Origin of the sequence: Kitasatospora sp. SolWspMP-SS2h, from assembly GCF_003259315.1 — a bacterium.
GTDB lineage: Bacteria > Actinomycetota > Actinomycetes > Streptomycetales > Streptomycetaceae > Kitasatospora > Kitasatospora fiedleri.
This window is the reverse complement of record NZ_QLLT01000019.1, coordinates 111,499-127,522: the sequence shown is the minus strand read 5'-3', so window position 1 is coordinate 127,522 and position 16,024 is coordinate 111,499. Positions and strand designations below refer to the sequence as shown.

Genomic DNA, 16,024 nt, shown 5'->3' with positions numbered 1-16,024 from the left:
GGCGCCCCCGTGCTGTGCGGGGGCGTCCCGTCCGTCGCCTGCGGGCCGGCGCGGGTGCGCGGCCACCGGGAGTGACGCGCCCCCGGCCGGAGGAGTTCCGGTCCGGGGGCGGGGGAAGGTCACGATTCGACTGTTTCGCACACCGATGTTCCGCACACCGGTGTCCGGCCCGTCACCAGGCGCTGTCCGCGGGCGGCAGGTCGCGGCGGCGGGCGGACTCGGCGGCCTCGGCGGCGGTGGAGCCGTGGTGGATCAGCTGCTGGCCGAGGGCGGTCAGCGCCCGTCCGACGGCGAGTTCGTCGCCGATCGCCGGATCGGCGGGGTCGGTCCGGCTGCGGTGCGCCTCGGCCTCGACCTCGATCAGGTTGACGCCGGTGTCGAGGACGGCGTGCGCCTGGGTGAGGTCGCCGGCCTCGACCACCCGCAGCCGGACCGACCACTCGGCGCTGTGCGGCCCGGACGCCGCCATGCGCCCGCTCACCGCCGCTCCTCCTGCTGGGACGGGTCCGCGGTCGGGTCGCCCTCGGCCCGGGACTCCTCCGCCGCGTGCATGGTCTGGTAGGAGGTGATGCCCTCCTCCGGGTCGGCGGCCCGGACGTCCTCCTCGTCCCGCCGGTCCTTCTGGTCGAGCCTGTCGTTCATCTCGGACATCCCGGGCTCCTCGCTCTGGCACCCCCACTGCTCCTTCCAGCGTGCCTCCGCGGGCGGCCTCAGTCGAGTTCGGCCAGCAGGTCCGGGTTGACCGCCCCGACGATCGTCCGGACGTCGGCCTCCGCGACGGCGGGCCACAGCACCGCGCGGGCGTCCCGGTAGCGCTCGGCCAGCCGGGCCCGGTCCGCCGCCGGGAGCAGCGCGGCGCGGTCGGCGCGGGAGTTGTGCGCGTTGTCGGCGATCTTGACCAGCGTGGCGGCGTGGTCGGTGACGACGTCCAGCAGCATCGTCCGGTAGTCCGTCCCGGCCGTCCGGGTCACCCGCCGGACGGTCGCCACCACGGCGGCGGGGACGCCTGCGGCGAGCAACTCCCCGGCGGTGAGCGGGGTGTCCTCCAGGACGTCGTGCAGCAGCGCCGCCATCCGCACCCCCGTCCCGAACGGGGCGACACCCGCGGCCACCGCCCGCACGTGCTCCACGTACGGGACCCCGGTCCGGTCGTACTGGCCGGCGTGCGCGCGGGCGGCCAGGGCGTCGACCTCGGCGAGGGTCAGCGGCGGTGCGGCGGTCATGGTGTCTCCCCTTCTGCCTTCTGTGCCTTCTGCACTCCGTCCGGAGTGCCCTGCCTGTCGTGCTCCGGCCGGCGTGCCCTGCCTGTCGTGCTCCGGCCGGCGTGCCCGGCCTGTCGTGCTCCGGCGGGCGTGCTCCGGGCGGAGCACCACGCCCGGAGTGTTCCACGCGCCGCCCGTCGGCGGAGCGGCGGGTGGACGGCCCCTCGGCCGCCGCGACGTATAGTCCGGTTGACCGAAGGGAGTGATCGTCCGGTGCGGGTGACCCCGATCTCCCCGGAGCGGCTGGCCGAGCTGCTCGCGGGGCGGATCCACGAACTGGCCGACGACGACCGGCGGCTGCGGGTCGCGATCGACGGCGCGGCGGCGACCCGGCCGGGCGAGTTGGCGGACGCGCTGGCGGAGCCGCTGCGCCTGCTCGGGCGGCCGGTGCGGCGGGTGTCGGCGGGCGACTTCCTGCGCCCGGCCTCGGTGCGCTTCGAGTACGGCAAGGAGGACCCGGACGCCTTCCACGACCTCTGGCTGGACCAGGGCGCGCTGCTCCGCGAAGTCCTCGACCCGCTCGAACCGGACGGTGACGGCCGCGTCCTGCCCACGTACTGGAACCCGGTCAGCGACCGCGCCACCCGGGCGGGGTACGTGGAACTCCCGCCGCGCGGTGTGCTGCTGCTGGACGGACCGTTCCTGCTCGGCCGCTGGCTGCCGTTCGAGCTGACCGTGCACCTGACCCAGTCCGCCGCCGCGCTGGGCCGCCGCACCCCGGAGGCCGAGCGCTGGACGCTGCCCGCGTTCGAGCGCTACCGCACCGAGACCGTCCCGGAGGAGCTGGCCGACCTGACGGTGCGGGTCGAGGACCCGCGGCACCCGGCGCTGGTGGAGCAGGACTGACCGGGGACTTCGGGGGCCGCCGGGGCGTCAGGAGGTCGGCGCCGGGCCGCGCTGGCAGCGCGGGCACCAGTAGGCGACGCGGTCCCGGTCGTGCTTGGCGGTGCGGATCGGGGTGCCGCAGCGCACGCAGTTCCGGCGGCCCCGGCCGTACACCCAGTGCTGGTGACCGGGCCGGGTGTCGCCGGTGGTGACGTGGTCGGGCCGCAGCTTGTTGGCTTCCAGCACCTGGTGGGCGCGGTGCAGCAGCCGCTCCGGGTCGGGTAGTTCGCCGACCGGCAGCCAGGGCGTGACCCCGGCCAGGAAGGCCAGCTCGTTGGCGTACACGTTGCCGATGCCGGCCAGGTTGCGCTGGTCGAGCAGGGCCGCGCCGACCGGACGCCGCGGGTCGGCGAGCAGGCGGCGGCGGGCTTCGGCGGCGTCCCAGTCCGGGCCGAGCAGGTCGGGGCCGAGGTGGCCGACCACCCGGTCCTCCTCCTCGGTGCGCAGCAGTTGGACCACCGGCAGCCGGTAGCCGACGGCGGTGCCGTGCTCGGTGCCGAGCACCGCCCGGACCTGGAACGCCGGGCCGCCGCGCCAGCGCTCGCCGGGCCGGAAGGTCTGCCAGCGGCCGTCCATCCGCAGGTGGCTGTGGAGCGTCACGCCGCCCTCGAACCTGGTCAGCAGGTGCTTGCCGCGCGGCACCGTCCCCAGCACCCGGCGTCCCGTCAGGTCGGCGGTGGCGTGGGCGGGGACGCGGAAGTCCGTCACCGTCAGCAGGTGACCGGCGAGCGCCTGGTCGAGCTGGGCGGCGACGTGGTAGATGGTGTCTCCTTCGGGCACTCCCCCATCATGCCGCCCGTCACCGACACCGCCGCCGGCGCCGCCACCGGCGTCGTCCGCGGCCCCGCGCTCCGCCCGTAGCGGAAATCGCTGGTCAGCGGCCCGGCCCTGCCCTACGGTCGGCGGAATGACGATCACTCACGAGGTGGCCGGAAACGGCCCCGCGGTGGTTCTGCTGCACTCCTCCGTCTGCGACCGGCGGATGTGGGACGGGCAGTGGGACGCCCTGCGCGCGGCCGGGTACCGCGTCCTGCGGTGCGACTTCCGCGGTTTCGGGGAGACCCCCTGCGCGGACCGGCCGTACGACAACCTGACCGACCTGGCGGAGCTGCTGGACGGACTCGGCATCGAACGGGCGGCCCTGGTCGGCTCCTCCTTCGGCGGTCGGCTCGCCCTCCAGTTCGCGGCCCGCCACCCCGACCGGGTCGGCTCGCTGACCCTTCTCTGTCCGGGCAGCCCGGACCACGAGCCGAGCGCCGAACTGCTCGCGCTGGACGACCTCGAGGTCGGCCTGGTCGAGTCCGGCCGCCTGGACGAGGCGGTCGAGCTGATGGCGGACACCTGGCTCGGGCCGGACGCGGACGAGGCGGCCCGGGCGAAGCTCCGGGTGATGCAGCGCAACGCGTACGAGGTGCAGTTGGCGCCCGAGCAGGAGATCTCCCCGACGCCGGTCGAGGTCGACCTGCGGGCGGCCGTCGCGCCCACCCTGGTGTACTCCGGCGCGCACGACCTGGACGACTTCCGCCGGATCGCCGCCGACCTGGCGGCCCTGCTGCCGGACGCCGAGCACCGCGAACTCCCCTGGGCCGGCCACCTGCCCGCGCTGGAGCGCCCCGCGGAGGTCGCCGAACTGCTGCTCGCCCGGCTCGCCGAGGTCGGCCGGCGCTGAGGCCGCGGGACGGATCGCCTTCCGGGCCCGGGCGATCCGTTCCGCGGACCGCCTTCCGGGCCGTTCCCCGCATTCACTCCACCGGGTGAATCCAGCCGGTCGGCCGGGATGCCGCGCGCACGGGGCTCCCGGCCGACCGGCCTCGTTTTCGGCCCGCGCGGGCCTTCGGGTGGCAAGGAGAAACGGTTCGCCCCTGAGGGGCCGTCACCGGCCGTCTTTCGAACGGGCGGTGCGCGCGGTTCAAAAAAACCCGTGCACACGATCGACCGCTCTGATGTGATGCCGCCTGATCAACCTCCACGAGAGGAAGCACCACACCCTTGGACGGCAGCACGATGCGCGACGCGAACGACACCCCCACCCCCGGGTCGAAGGACGTCCTGGCCCGGCTCGAAACCTATTACGACGCGGTCCCCCGGTTCTCCGCGACGACCGAGGAGCACGGCCCGCTTACCCTGTTCGTCCGCACCGGCCAGGGTTGGCACTACTACGGGCGGCCCACGCCGGGCGGCCCGGGCGTCTTCACCGCCGCGGACGTCGAGCGGGTCCGGGCCCGGCAGCGGGAGATCGGGGCGCCCGAGAGCTTCGAGTGGGTGCACGAGACCACACCGGGTCTGCGTGCCGCCGTCGAGGCCACCGGGCTGGAGGTGCACGAGCACCCGCTGCTGGTGCTCGACCTCGACGAGCCGTCCCCCGCCGAGGCCACCACCGCCGACGCCACCACTGCCGACGCCGGGGCGGCGGCGGACGACGGGCCGGAGGTCCGGGTGCTCGCCCCGGACGACCCGCTGCTGCCCGCCGCCGTCACGCTGCCGCACCTGGCCTTCGCCGAGGCCGGCACCCAGGTCGGCACCGCCGGGCCCGAGCAGCTCGCCGAGGCGGTGCGGGGCCCCGACACGGAGGCCGCGGCCGCCCGCATGGCCGACCGGATAACGGCCGGGCGCACGGTCCTCGCCGCGACCGTCGGGCCGGACGGCGCCCCCACCGCCTCCGGCTGCCACCAGCCGGTCGGCGAGGTCAGCGAGATCGTCGCGGTGGCCACCCTGCCGGCCCTGCGCCGCCGGGGCCTGGCCCGCCGGGTCACCTCGCACCTGGTCGAGCACGCCCGCGCCACCGGGGTCCGGACGGTGTTCCTCTCCGCGAGCGACGACGCCGTGGCGCGGGTCTACGAGAGCGTCGGCTTCCGCCGAATAGCCACCGCCCTGATCGCCGAGCCGCCCACCGAGGGCTGACCGGCCGCTACCGCCACCGCCGGCCCGGCCCCACCCGGTACGGCGGCGGGTCAGGCGGGGCCGGGTGCGGCAGCGGATCGCTCCCGTCCGTCCACCTCGCGCGTTCCGCGCTTCCTACCAGCCACCACGGTCGGTTCCGGCGACCGGTCGCGGCGACAGCATCGGGCCGCCCTACCCGTTCCCGGCGACGAGCGGGAGCCGTCAGGACGTCAACTGCGAGGAGTACTAATGGACAACGGGACGTCGAGCGCGCGTTCGGGTGTTAGAACCGGCGTCCAGCGGGCACATGTGTTGCTACCTGGGAGCAGGGTCGCGTCGGCGGGGAAGGCCGGGGCGTGCCTGCCTTGCGGCGCGGAGGTGGTTGATGGAAGGACCCGCACTCTCCCCCCGTGAGCTACTGATCCTCCAACAGATCGAGGCAGAGCTGGGGAGCGATCAGGAGCTGGAGCGCGAGCTGCGCACGATGCGGACAGCGAGGATGGCCCGGCTACGACGGACCTTGGTGGCCCGGCCGTGGATCGTGGTCACGGTGATCTCGTGCTGTCTGGCCGCCTCGTTCGCCCTGCTGGCGCTGGCAGTGGTGTGGGACCAACCGGTCCTGCTCCTGGCCGTGGTGGTCGGCTGGGCCGCCGCGTTGGCGATGCTGATGGTGGTGGCGACGCACCTGCGCCGTCGAGGACGAATCCGGTAGCCCCCGCCCCAGCCGGTCTGGCCCGGCCTGGCCGACCAGGTCGGCGGGTCGGCGACTCCGTGGACCAGCAGGCCGTCAGGAGGAACAGGGCACGCGGAACGAGCAACAGGCAACGGGGGTGGGACGGTACGGTCCGCCACCGCACACACCCCTACCACCCACCGTGCCCGCCACGCGGACAACGCCTACGGGTCCACCCGGCAGTCGACCCGCCGCGGCGGAAAGCGACGCCCCCGGCCGTACCGCGACAGGAAAGCCTCCGTCCGCCGCCGGCCCTCCCGTCCTTCTCCGGGGCTGTCCTTCTCCGGGGCCGGGCCGTCCTGCGGCGGTGCCCGCGTACAGTGGCAGATCCGGGGCCCGGCGGACGCGTGCGAACGTCGGTGGACGGCTCCGGGCGGCTGCGAGCCCCTCCGGGTGGCTGCGGACAGCAGCGGACGACGGTGCACGGCGGTGTACGGCGGTGCACGGCAGCGGACGGCGACAGCAGGGACGGTGCGATGGACGGGCGGGTGGCGGTGCGCTCCGACGGCGCGGCGGTGGAGGTGCACCGGCTGCTCTCCTGGCGGGCGCTGCCGCCCTCGCCGGACGCGGCGGTGCTGGTGCTGCACGGCGGTAGGGAGCACGGGGCGGAGCCGCCCACGGCGTTGAACCTGCCCGGGTTGCGGATGCGGCCGTTCGCCGGGGCGGTGCAGCGCGCGGCGGGGAGGACGACGGCGGGCCGGTCGCTGGCGGTGGGCATGGTGCGCTACCGCTACCGGGGCTGGAACGGCGACCGGGCGGACGCGGCCCGGGACGCGGAGGCGGCGCTGGCCGACCTGGTGGAGCGGCTGGGGCCGGTGCCGACGGTGCTGATCGGGCACTCGATGGGCGGCCGGGCGGCGCTGCGGGCGGCGGCCCACCCGTGCGTGCGGGGCGTGGTGGCGCTGGCGCCGTGGTGCCCGCGGGGCGAGCCGACCGCGCACCTGCGGGACCGTTCGGTGCTGCTGCTGCACGGCGACCGGGACAGGATCACCCCGCCCGGCGACACCGATCTGTTCGCGCTGCGGGCCCGGGCCGACGGCGCGCGGGTGGCCGGTTACCGGGTGCTGGGCAGCGGCCACACCCTGCTGCGGCGGGCTGGCGACTGGCACCGCGCCGCCGCCGGGCTCGCGCTGGGCCTGCTCGGCCTGGAGGCGCTGCCCGAGGAGGTCGACACCGCCCTCGCGCTGCGCGGCCAGGACCCGGGGGGCCTGCACCTCCCCCTCCCCGGCCGCCGCTGATCCCGGGCCCCGGGACTGCGGTCCCGGGGCTGCGGTCCCGGGGGGGCTGCGGTCCCTGGGCGACGGGCGGGTGACCGTCCGGTGACAGGTGGTGCGGATCAGGCTTCCGGCTCGACTCGGGCGGGTAGGGAGCGCACACTCCGGTGGAGGGAGACGTCCGCCAATCGACTGAGGGAGGACCCGCCCATGGGGATCAGCCTGACCACTGATCGGCTCCTCGTCCGGGAGTGGACACCGGACGACGCCGAGGACGCACTGGCCGTGTACGGCTCCACGGATGTCGCCCGCTGGCTGACGCCCGTGATGGACCAGGTCGTCGATGCCGAGGCGATGCGTTCGGTGCTGCGCGGCTGGGAGCGGGAACAGGCCGGGCTGCTGTCGCCGCGCGGGCGGTGGGCGGTGGAGCGGCGCGAGGACGGGAAGGTGGTCGGCGGCCTGGGCATCCGTCCGCTGCCGCCGTACGACGAGGACCTGGAGATCACCTGGCAGCTCTCCCCGCAGGACTGGGGGCAGGGCTACGCGACGGAGGCGGGCCTGGCGCTGTTGCGCTGGGTGTTCACCCAGGACATCGAGGAGGTCTTCGCGGTGGCCCGGCCCAAGAACGACCGGGCGCACGCGGTGGCGAAGCGGTTGGGCATGCGCTGGGTCGGCGAGACCACCAAGTACTACGGCCTGAACCTCCAGGTCTACCGGATCCGCCCGGCCGACCTGCCCGGCGACCGGTTCTGACCCGCCGGCACCCCGCCTCCTGCGCCCTCCTGCACCCTTTCGCCCCCGCCTCTCGCCCCGCCTCCCGCGCCCGGCCGACCGGTACAGGCCGGCCGGGGGCGGAACCGAGGCGGGCTCGATCCGGGGCCGGGGCTACTTCTCGGTGGGCAGCTCGTAGACGTGGCCGGGGGTGGCGATCGAGGTGACGGCCTTCGCGAAGAGGGTGGAGGGCTCGCTGCCCTCGTGGATGATGTCGGTGTTGAGCAGGATCACCAGGGTGGCGTCCTGCTCGGGCAGGTAGAGGGTGACGCTCTCGTAGCCGGGCAGCGAGCCGTTGTGGCCGACCCAGCCGCCGATCCGGAACAGGCCGAGACCGTACCCGGCGCCGTCGCCGAAGCCCGGGACGGGGATGAACTTCTCGCGTTCGGCCTGGGTGGCGGGGCTGAGCAGGGTGCCGGTGGCCAGGGTCTTCGCCCAGTCGTGCAGGTCGTGCAGGTCGGAGATCATCGCCCCGGCCGCCCAGCCCCAGGACGGGTTCCAGTGCGTGGCGTCGGCGACCTGTCCGTCCAGGGTCTGGTCGGTGTAGCCGTGCGCGTAGGGGCGGGGCAGTTCGGCGCCGCGCGGGAACAGGGTGCGCTGGAGGTGCGCGGGCTCGGTGACGTTGCGGTGGATGAAGTCACGCAGCGGCATCCCGCCGAGCTTCTCGACCAGCAGGCCGAGCAGCACGGTGTTGGTGTTCGAGTACTGGTAGTCGCTGCCGGGCGGGAACACGTTGTCGTGCTTGAACGCGTACCCGAGCAGTTCCTGCGGGGTGAACGGCCGATCGGGGTCGCTGAGCAGCGCGTGCACGAAGTCGTCGTCAAAGGTGTAGGAGTACAGTCCGCTGCGCATCTCGGCGAGTTGGCGGATCGTGATGTGCTCCCCGTCGGGGACGCCGTCGAGGTATTCGGCGATCGGGTCGTCGAGGCCGACCAGGCCGCGGTCGACGAGTTCGAGTACGGCGGTGACGGTGAAGGTCTTGGTCTCGCTGCCGATCCGCATGTTGAGGTCGGGCGTCATCGGCTGTCCGGTGGCCCGGTCGGCGACGCCGTCGGCGCGGACGTACGTGCCGCGCCCGGGCAGCCACAGTCCGACGATCACACCGGGCGTACCGGTCTCCTGGCGCACACCGGCGATCGCCTCGTCCAGCCGGGCCGCGAGGGCCGGGTCGAACGGGCAGTCCTCGTCCTCGAATTGGTGCACGGGGCGGTGCGCGGGCTGCGCGGTCGGGCGGCCGAACGTGGCACCGGAGTCGGCCGCGGCCGGGACGGCGGGGACGAGGGCGCTCAGGGCGAGCAGGGCGACGGCGAGTCGCCGGGCGCGGGGACGGCGCATGGGGGCATCTCTTCCGGGAGGGTGCGGACCTGTTCCGCACAGGTCACCACCCGGACGCGCCCGACGGCCCCGCCCGGCCGCCGGGGCGCGAGGATTCCACCCGTGCGGCGGGCGTCCGTCCCGCCCGCCGGCAGGGCGTCGCCGAACACGGGCGGCCGGCCCGTCGGCCGAGTCGGGCCCTCCACCGTCGGACCGCCGACCGGGACCGGCCTGGCCGGACGGGCCGCCAGCGGGCCGGACGGAGCGTCAGCGGGCCGGACGGACCGGGTGCTTGCTGAGGATCGACACCCGGTTGAACGCGTTGATGGCTATCGCCACCCAGATCACCGCGGACGTCTCCTGGTCGCCGAAGACCTGCCGGGCCCGCGTGTACGCCGTCTCCTGCGCGTCCGCGTCGGACGGGTGGGTGGTAGCCTCGGCCAGCGCGAGGGCGGCGCGCTCGCGCTCGTCGAACACGGCGGCGTCCCGCCAGGCGGCCAGCACGCCGAGCCGCTGCGCGCTTTCGCCCTCCTTGAGCGCGGCCTTGGTGTGCACGTCCAGGCAGTAGGCGCAGCCGTTGAGTTGGGAGACCCGCAGGTTGACGAGTTCGACCAGGCGGCGGTCGAGTCCGGCGTCGGCGGCCGCCTGCCGGACGGCCTCGGCGGTGCCCAGCAGGGCGCGGAACGCCTGCGGGGTCTGCTTGTCGACATAGACCCGGCCCGTCGGGGTGGTCACCTCGGTCACCTGGACTCTCCTCCATCGCGCACTGGCGTTCGTCGGCTGCTGCGGTCCATGATAGTTGAAGATGTAACGATTTGCTGGACGTGTTCGCCGACCGGCGGCACGGGAGGGAGCACCCCGATGAGCACCACCGACCACGGCACCGCCCGAGTCCTGCCCCCGCGGGACGTCCCGCTCGGCGGACCGCGCGCGATGACCGTCCGCCGCACCCTCCCCCAGCGCGACCGCACCCTGATCGGCGCCTGGTGCTTCATCGACCACTACGGCCCCGACGACGTCGCCACCACCGGCGGCATGGACGTCGCCCCGCACCCGCACATCGGCCTGCAGACCGTCAGCTGGCTGTTCAGCGGCGAGATCGAGCACCGCGACAGCCTCGGCGTGCACGCCTTCGTCCGGCCCGGCGAGCTCAACCTGATGACGGCCGGCCGGGGCATCGCGCACTCCGAGACCTCCACCGCCGCCACCACCGTCCTGCACGGCGTCCAACTCTGGGTCGCCCTCCCCGACGCCCACCGGCACACCGGCCGCGACTTCCACCACCACGCCCCCGCCCCCGTCCCGCTCCCCGGCGGCGGCGAGGCCCGCGTCTTCCTCGGCACCCTGGCCGGCGACACCTCCCCCGTCCCCACCTTCACACCGCTCCTCGGCGCCGAACTCACCCTCCCCGCCGGCGCCACCACCACCCTCGACGTCGACCCCGCCTTCGAACACGGCCTCCTCGTCGACCAGGGCGACATCCTCTTCGCCGGCACCCCCCTCCACCCCGCCGACCTCGGCCACCTCCCGCCCGGCCGCACCACCCTCACCCTCACCAACACCTCCCCCACCCCCGCCCGCCTGATCCTGCTCGGCGGCCCGCCCTTCGGCGAGGACATCGTCATGTGGTGGAACTTCATCGGCCGGTCCGGCGAGGAGATCGCACAGGCACGACTCGACTGGCAGAAGGGGGTTCGCTTCGGCGAAGTCCACGGCTACCCGGGCGACCGGCTACCCGCCCCGGAACTCCCGAAGATCACCCTCAAGGCGCGCGGAAACCACGACTGACCTGCAGGAATACCGCGCTCCGGCGGTCGCGGACACCAGAGAGAAGGGCACTCCGCGGCCACCCGCGGCACAGTTCGCAGGACCGACGGAGGTAGCCGACGGGCTCCCGAACAGCGGCCGCAGGCACATCGTCCATTCCCGTGTACGGGCGGGTTTCGCAGTCTGCGGGCGGATGAATGCTGGCTCTTTGCTGACTTACCTGACGGCACGTCAGCTACCTGAGAACTCACGGTGCCCCAAGAGGAAGGCCATCGACCAGCCGCCTCGACTGCGCGCGTGTTATCGGCGGTAGACCGTCGACCAAGACGATCGCGATTGCTTCCAGTACCTTTCGGTGCCTGCGGCGCGGCCCTCCACCGCCTTGTGGCCTGGTCCGCGTCTCGGGCACCACGCGTTCGGACAGCTCTCACGGTCCTGCCGGCCCCAGGTGTTCCGCACTCACGACACGCACAGGGTGGGCAACCACCTGCCAGCCAACCGTCTGTTGCTGGCGAAATCGCTGGTCACTGGGCAGCCGGGCACGACAGGATGCCGTCATGGATGCCGCATTCACCCTGGCTTGGCAGCACTCCGTCGGCCTCGTCTTCCCCGAGAACCTGCCCATGGCTGCTGCCGAGCTGATGGCCGAGGGCCAGGACTCCCCGGCCCTGCGGGACCTGGCCGGACGGAGCAGCAACGAGGACACCGCCGAACTCCAGAGCTTGCTTCAGGAGGCCATGGGCGAACTCCGCGTCCCGGTCCCGGACGGCGAAACGGCTGAGCGGTGCCTGCTCCACCATCTGGCAGCCCGGCTGACCGCTGGAGACATCACCCCCAAGGACGTGGCCGCCACCCTCTGGTACGGCATCGCGGACACCGGAACCGACCTGGAGTCGCAGTTCGCCAAGGCGGCCACCGAGGAGGACTACCTCGACGCTATGGAGACCAACCAGCCCGAAGCGTTCCGCTCCTGGGAAAATGCACTGCGAGCTGCCGCCATCACCCTGGCAGCGGCCGAGAACAATCCGCTCAAGGCGGTGGAGACCCAGCCGGACCGAGCCCTCCCGGGGGCTGATGCCAAATGACACCTTCCAGGTTTGCTTTCGGGCCCGACGGCACCTGAGCCGGAGCTGCGGTAGCAGCGGGGGTCGGGAGGGGCATGGACTCACTGCGCTTCGGCCCGCCCCGCCTCGACCACTACCCGGACGAGGACGGGCAGCAGGATCTCCAGCTCGGCCACCAGGCCGCCTTGGACGCCCTGTACGAGGTGGACGAGCGGGAGGAGCGGGCGCTGGAACGGACCCGGCAGGCCGGGCAGGGCCCAGCACGCCCACGTCCAGGCGCTCCTGAACGCCGCCGAAGCCGTGGAGGTGGCCAGCGGGGCAGCGGTGGTCCCGGGCGGGGACGGCGAGGCCCTGGACGGGCTGTACCGCTCCTGGACCGCTGTGCGGGGCTGAGTTCCTTACGGGGCGGGCGTCTGGTCGGCACGGCGAAGGTGCCGCCGGCGCCGGTGTACGCCATGTCGGCCAGGGCTGGGATGCGGAGTCGGACGCATGTCTTCACGATGCGGTGAGTACGGGCGGCGGTCAGGTCGTGGGTGCGGCCGGGCATGGCTCGCGAGAGCCACACGAGTCTGCCCGTCGGATCGGTGATGACCTGCAGGTTCACGCCGTGGCGGCGGTCCTTTCCCGAACGTCTTCGAGATCTACTACGGGATGTTCGACTCAAAAGCGACCGAACTGCGCGAGAAGCTCAGAGATGTATTGATCGAGCTCAAGTCGCTGACTGCGGACGGCAAGACGCTGGAGAGGATCCTGGAATCGAGTTCCTTCGCCTCCTCGGCCCAGTTGCAGGCCCAGCGCACCCGGACCGTGGCTCAGCTCGCAGCATCGCGGGAAGCGGAAGCCTCCCTAAACCGCTCGTTCGACCCTCCTGCCACGGTGGACGCTCACACCCGGATCTCGGACGCCGAAGTTGAGCTCCAGGAAGCGGAGATCGCGCTCCGGGCCGAGAGCGCAGCCATCACCCGGCTCACCGCATTGCGGGACCGACTCGTCGCGCAGAGCAGGAGGATCACCCGGGCTCTCGTCGCCGAACGCCTGCTCAGCGACTTCGAGTTCCACCTCTGTCCACGGTGCGGCTCCGATGTCCCGGACCGCGGGGACGCCGGCACCTGCCGACTCCGTCTACAGACTCCGCCAGCGGTCGCCCCCACCACTGTCCTGGCCGCCGAACAGGACCGCGTCATCGAGCAGGTGGCCGAGACGGACCAGTTGATCGTCCGAAGCCAGGATCACCTGCGGTCGCTCCAGCGCACCCGTACCGAGGCAGTCGCTCGCCGGGCCGTACTGGGCGCCGAACCAGATCGCCTGGCCCAGGGGTTCCTCACCGACGAGACAGATCGGATTCGCCGCTTCGCCACCGAACAGGCACGTCGTGAGGAGCAGTTCATCCGCCTCGATGACGCGCTCCGGCTCCACCAGCGCCTGCAGGACCAGGGCAGCCGGATCGCCGAGCTGGAACGCGAGCACGACGACCCGACTGGCCGGTCGGACACCGCCCGGCGCGAAGACCCGGCCGTCGCGGAACGCTTCGCCACACTCGACCGCTCGTTCGATCACACCCTGCGGTCGTTCGACGCGCCGCGCTTCGATTCCCGACCGGGCTCCCACGTCAGCCAGAAGAACTACCTGCCGATCGTCGACGGGCGGCCCTTCTCCGACCTCGGCTCCCAGGGCGTCGAGGTCATGGTGAACGTCGCCCACGCCCTCGCCCATCAGTTCGTCGCGCTCTCCCACCCCGAGAACGTCATCCCCAACCTGCTCGTCATCGACGGTGTCAGCAGCGATGTCGGCCGCAAGGGCGGAGGCGGCGCCGGGGCCGGGGCCGACTGTGGGAGGCGCGGTACCGGTGGAGCCGGTCGTGGGAATCCGGGGGTCGTTGAGGGGCGGGCCCGTTGTGCCTGTCGGGGTCGGGCACGGCGGGCGGCTACAGCTGGTGCCATGGAGACTCGAAACCGTCAGTCCCGGCGCACGCGCGGGAAGAACCTCTCGGCGGCCGGGGCGCTGCTGGTCGCCGGGGTGGGCAGCGTCGTCCTGCTGGGGCAGGGGCCCGGCCCGGCTTCGGCGGCGATCCCGCCCGGTGCGCTGGCCAGCGCCAAGCTGGTGCAGCTGAGCAACCCGGACGTGCCGCCGCTGGGCATCACCGGCTACTCCGGCACCTACGGCACGGCGCTCAGCACCGCGGTGGGCGACACCGACAACGGGGACTTCAGCGACCCGGACGGCATGCTCGGGCGGATCAGCATCAGCACGATGACCACCCGCACGGCGGCCGACCCGGGCAGGTACTACGCCCAGGCGCAGCTGACCGAGCTGGAGGCACGGCTGGGCAGTGCCGCGCTGGTGCGGATCACGCCGAGCGGCGCCGTGGCCAGCCTGGACTCCTACGCCGAGTGCGTGCCCCCGCCGGTCGGCCCGCTGGCGCTGGCCTACAACCGCACCAACAGCGGCCAGATCACCGTGCTCGGGCGCGTGGTCACCGACGGCACCACAACCCTGGACGTCACCGGCGCCGACTTCGGCCGGCCCGAGATCGGTGCCAGCACGGTGACCGCCGTGGTCACGCCCCACCAGGACCCGGCCGTCCAGAGCGCGCAGTTCACTGCCGAGGCGTGGCTGGACATCGATGTCCGCGGGATCCTCAACGACACCGGCGGCAAGCAGCTCTACTCGGGCCAACTGGCCACCCTGCGCCTGGGCGAAGTCGAAGTAGCCTGCCAGACGCCCACCCCGACCCCGACGCCCACCCCCACCCCGACCCCCACACCCACACCCACGCCGACGCCCACCCCGACACCCACACCCACACCCACACCCACACCCACCCCGACACCGACCCCAACGCCCACACCCACCCCGACACCGACCCCCACCCCGACACCGACCTCTGGTCCGACGAGCGTGCCGAGCCCCTCCTCCAGCGGCGGTGCTCTGGCGTCCACCGGCTCTTCCGGCACTCCGTTCGGCGCGGCCGTCGCGTCCACCGCCCTGCTCGCCGCCGGCGGTGCCCTGCTCATGGCCGCCCGCCGCAGGCGTTCGCGGCACTGATCAGAAGGGCTGCCGGGACCTGCCGGAGCGTTTCCTGCCCCTGATCACCGTGCTCTCCGCCCTCGTCGCACCCCGGGACCCCGCACCGCCCTCCCGGACCTGGCGCCCGGGGGCGGTCGGCTGCCCGCCGACCGGCGCGTCACCGGCGCCGACCTCGACGCCGCCCTCGAACGGGCGGGCACGCCGCTGTCCGCCGGGGACGCCGTCGCGGTGCGCGGCGGATGGGACATCAACCGGCCCTTCGACCAACCCGTGCCCGGCCTGGACCTCAGCGCCGTGCGGTGGTTGGACGAGCGGGGCGCGAGCGTCTACGTCGGCGACATCAGCGACGCCCGCCCGGCGCGGCCCCCCATGCCCGTGCACCAGGTCGCCCTCGCCCGGCTGGGCCTCCCCCTGGTCGACGTCGCCGACCTCGAACCACTCGCCCGGCACTGCGAGGCGTCGAACCGCTGGAGTTTCATGCTGGTCCTGGCACCACCGCGCATCACCGGCACCACCGGGCTCGCCGTCAATCCGATCAGCATCTTCCGACCCGGCGGGCGGCGTGCCCGGTCCGTCCGGCGCCGGTCACATGCCCGCCCTCCGGCACGAGGAGCCGACCGCAGCCGCTCAGGCCGGGAGACCTCTCGTCGTCGACCGCTGCGGCCCGCACCTCCGCTCCTCGTTGTCGACCGGTTCGGGAGCGCGCAGGACGCCGACGGGCGGAAGGGCACAACGGCACTCCCCTCCCCCGACGGTGAGCGGACCGGCGAACCGGGTCCAATCCGGTCCTCAGTGCCCCTGGTGTTACGGCGCGGTGATGACCAGGGCTCCGGTGGAGTTCTTCGTGGTGACGCCGGGAGGCGCGGGGCAGTCGGCGATGTCGAGGTCACCGTGCAGGCGGACGACGGCCTCGCCCGGGGCGCGCAGGTGGAGAGCGGCCAGCAGGCGGTGCGGTGCGCGGGAGCGCGTCACTCGGCACCGGCCGAGAAGCGGGCGCGGAACGATCGTTCGGCCAGGGTGTGGTGAGCGGGCATCAGGTCTCCGGGCATGAGGGGTCCTCGTGTCGACCAGGCTTCCCGGCTCACCTGGCGGTGATCGTAGCCGGTG

16 protein-coding genes and 2 pseudogenes are annotated in these 16,024 nt (G+C 73.6%); 10 read left to right on the top strand and 8 right to left on the bottom strand.

The genetic code is table 11. From position 1 onward, the window contains the following. Positions 1–172: 172 nt before the first annotated feature. From K353_RS23605 to K353_RS23600, 3 genes are read right to left on the bottom strand one after another with little or no spacing between them, the layout of a single operon-like run. Positions 173–481, bottom strand: a complete 309-nt coding sequence (locus tag K353_RS23605; RefSeq protein WP_233533780.1) for a dsRBD fold-containing protein — start codon at positions 479–481, stop codon at positions 173–175. Then, the gene (locus K353_RS34495; protein WP_158585477.1) at positions 478–651 is read right to left on the bottom strand and encodes a hypothetical protein; all 174 of its coding nucleotides are present in this window, start codon (positions 649–651) and stop codon (positions 478–480) included. Before K353_RS34495 ends, K353_RS23605 begins: the two co-directional genes overlap by 4 nt. A 59-nt stretch (positions 652–710) precedes the next feature. Further along, on the bottom strand, positions 711–1,223 hold the full coding sequence (locus tag K353_RS23600) for an HD domain-containing protein (protein ID WP_111555549.1): 513 nt from the start codon (positions 1,221–1,223) through the stop codon (positions 711–713). Between the two features lie 252 nt (positions 1,224–1,475). Here K353_RS23600 and K353_RS23595 point away from each other — a divergent pair, with 252 nt between their 5' ends. Next, positions 1,476–2,108, top strand: a complete 633-nt coding sequence (locus tag K353_RS23595; RefSeq protein WP_111555548.1) for a uridine kinase — start codon at positions 1,476–1,478, stop codon at positions 2,106–2,108. Between the two features lie 27 nt (positions 2,109–2,135). Here K353_RS23595 and K353_RS23590 read toward each other — a convergent pair whose 3' ends face one another. Then, positions 2,136–2,927 (bottom strand): DNA-formamidopyrimidine glycosylase family protein, encoded by a 792-nt coding sequence (locus tag K353_RS23590; RefSeq protein WP_111555547.1) that lies wholly within the window; start codon positions 2,925–2,927, stop codon positions 2,136–2,138. Between the two features lie 127 nt (positions 2,928–3,054). On the opposite strand from K353_RS23590, the gene K353_RS23585 reads away from it, so the two are divergent. The 5 genes from K353_RS23585 (at position 3,055) to K353_RS23565 (ending at position 7,727) form a co-directional block, all read left to right on the top strand. Next, positions 3,055–3,816 (top strand): alpha/beta fold hydrolase, encoded by a 762-nt coding sequence (locus K353_RS23585; RefSeq protein WP_111555546.1) that lies wholly within the window; start codon positions 3,055–3,057, stop codon positions 3,814–3,816. Positions 3,817–4,136: 320 nt separating this feature from the next. Next, positions 4,137–5,048, top strand: a complete 912-nt coding sequence (locus K353_RS23580) for a GNAT family N-acetyltransferase (protein ID WP_370447643.1) — start codon at positions 4,137–4,139, stop codon at positions 5,046–5,048. 478 nt (positions 5,049–5,526) lie between these two features. Continuing rightward, complete coding sequence (locus K353_RS23575) at positions 5,527–5,739, top strand: hypothetical protein (RefSeq protein ID WP_146616553.1); 213 nt, start codon at positions 5,527–5,529, stop codon at positions 5,737–5,739. A gap of 497 nt (positions 5,740–6,236) precedes the next feature. Then, a complete protein-coding gene (locus K353_RS23570; protein WP_111555544.1) occupies positions 6,237–6,998 on the top strand; it encodes an alpha/beta fold hydrolase in 762 nt (253 codons plus the stop codon). 186 nt (positions 6,999–7,184) lie between these two features. Further along, the gene (locus K353_RS23565) at positions 7,185–7,727 is read left to right on the top strand and encodes a GNAT family N-acetyltransferase (protein WP_111555543.1); all 543 of its coding nucleotides are present in this window, start codon (positions 7,185–7,187) and stop codon (positions 7,725–7,727) included. 132 nt (positions 7,728–7,859) lie between these two features. Here the strand turns inward: K353_RS23565 and K353_RS23560 are convergent, their stop codons facing one another. Continuing rightward, positions 7,860–9,080 carry a serine hydrolase gene (locus K353_RS23560; RefSeq protein WP_111555542.1) on the bottom strand — a complete coding sequence of 407 codons (1,221 nt, stop codon included), beginning with the start codon at positions 9,078–9,080 and terminating at the stop codon, positions 7,860–7,862. Between the two features lie 246 nt (positions 9,081–9,326). Further along, a complete protein-coding gene (locus tag K353_RS23555) occupies positions 9,327–9,794 on the bottom strand; it encodes a carboxymuconolactone decarboxylase family protein (RefSeq protein ID WP_111555594.1) in 468 nt (155 codons plus the stop codon). 126 nt (positions 9,795–9,920) lie between these two features. Here K353_RS23555 and K353_RS23550 point away from each other — a divergent pair, with 126 nt between their 5' ends. Further along, on the top strand, positions 9,921–10,847 hold the full coding sequence (locus tag K353_RS23550) for a pirin family protein (RefSeq protein WP_111555541.1): 927 nt from the start codon (positions 9,921–9,923) through the stop codon (positions 10,845–10,847). 536 nt (positions 10,848–11,383) lie between these two features. Continuing rightward, complete coding sequence (locus K353_RS23545; RefSeq protein WP_111555540.1) at positions 11,384–11,911, top strand: hypothetical protein; 528 nt, start codon at positions 11,384–11,386, stop codon at positions 11,909–11,911. 352 nt (positions 11,912–12,263) lie between these two features. Here K353_RS23545 and K353_RS36015 read toward each other — a convergent pair. Next, a pseudogene (locus tag K353_RS36015) lies at positions 12,264–12,518 on the bottom strand (transposase family protein); the annotation flags it as partial. Between the two features lie 23 nt (positions 12,519–12,541). Here K353_RS36015 and K353_RS34930 point away from each other — a divergent pair. Both K353_RS34930 and K353_RS37275 read left to right on the top strand, forming a co-directional pair. Continuing rightward, positions 12,542–14,935: a hypothetical protein gene (locus tag K353_RS34930; RefSeq protein WP_199528217.1), complete on the top strand. Its 2,394-nt coding sequence runs from the start codon at positions 12,542–12,544 to the stop codon at positions 14,933–14,935. A 9-nt stretch (positions 14,936–14,944) separates the two neighbouring features. Beyond that, a pseudogene (locus K353_RS37275) lies at positions 14,945–15,235 on the top strand (cyclase family protein); the annotation flags it as partial. Between the two features lie 486 nt (positions 15,236–15,721). On the opposite strand, the gene K353_RS34490 reads toward K353_RS37275, so the two are convergent. After that, the gene (locus tag K353_RS34490) at positions 15,722–15,889 is read right to left on the bottom strand and encodes a hypothetical protein (RefSeq protein WP_158585474.1); all 168 of its coding nucleotides are present in this window, start codon (positions 15,887–15,889) and stop codon (positions 15,722–15,724) included. Positions 15,890–16,024 lie beyond the last annotated feature (135 nt).

Bases quoted from the DNA above. Each gene is read 5' to 3' on its own strand.
- K353_RS23560 (WP_111555542.1), bottom strand. From the start codon at position 9,080: ATGCGCCGTCCCCGCGCCCGGCGACTCGCCGTCGCCCTGCTCGCCCTG.
- K353_RS34495 (WP_158585477.1), bottom strand. From the start codon at position 651: ATGTCCGAGATGAACGACAGGCTCGACCAGAAGGACCGGCGGGACGAG.
- K353_RS23550 (WP_111555541.1), top strand. From the start codon at position 9,921: ATGAGCACCACCGACCACGGCACCGCCCGAGTCCTGCCCCCGCGGGAC.
- K353_RS23575 (WP_146616553.1), top strand. From the start codon at position 5,527: ATGGCCCGGCTACGACGGACCTTGGTGGCCCGGCCGTGGATCGTGGTC.
- K353_RS23585 (WP_111555546.1), top strand. From the start codon at position 3,055: ATGACGATCACTCACGAGGTGGCCGGAAACGGCCCCGCGGTGGTTCTG.
- K353_RS23600 (WP_111555549.1), bottom strand. From the start codon at position 1,223: ATGACCGCCGCACCGCCGCTGACCCTCGCCGAGGTCGACGCCCTGGCC.
- K353_RS23565 (WP_111555543.1), top strand. From the start codon at position 7,185: ATGGGGATCAGCCTGACCACTGATCGGCTCCTCGTCCGGGAGTGGACA.
- K353_RS23545 (WP_111555540.1), top strand. From the start codon at position 11,384: ATGGATGCCGCATTCACCCTGGCTTGGCAGCACTCCGTCGGCCTCGTC.
- K353_RS23570 (WP_111555544.1), top strand. From the start codon at position 6,237: ATGGACGGGCGGGTGGCGGTGCGCTCCGACGGCGCGGCGGTGGAGGTG.
- K353_RS34930 (WP_199528217.1), top strand. From the start codon at position 12,542: ATGTTCGACTCAAAAGCGACCGAACTGCGCGAGAAGCTCAGAGATGTA.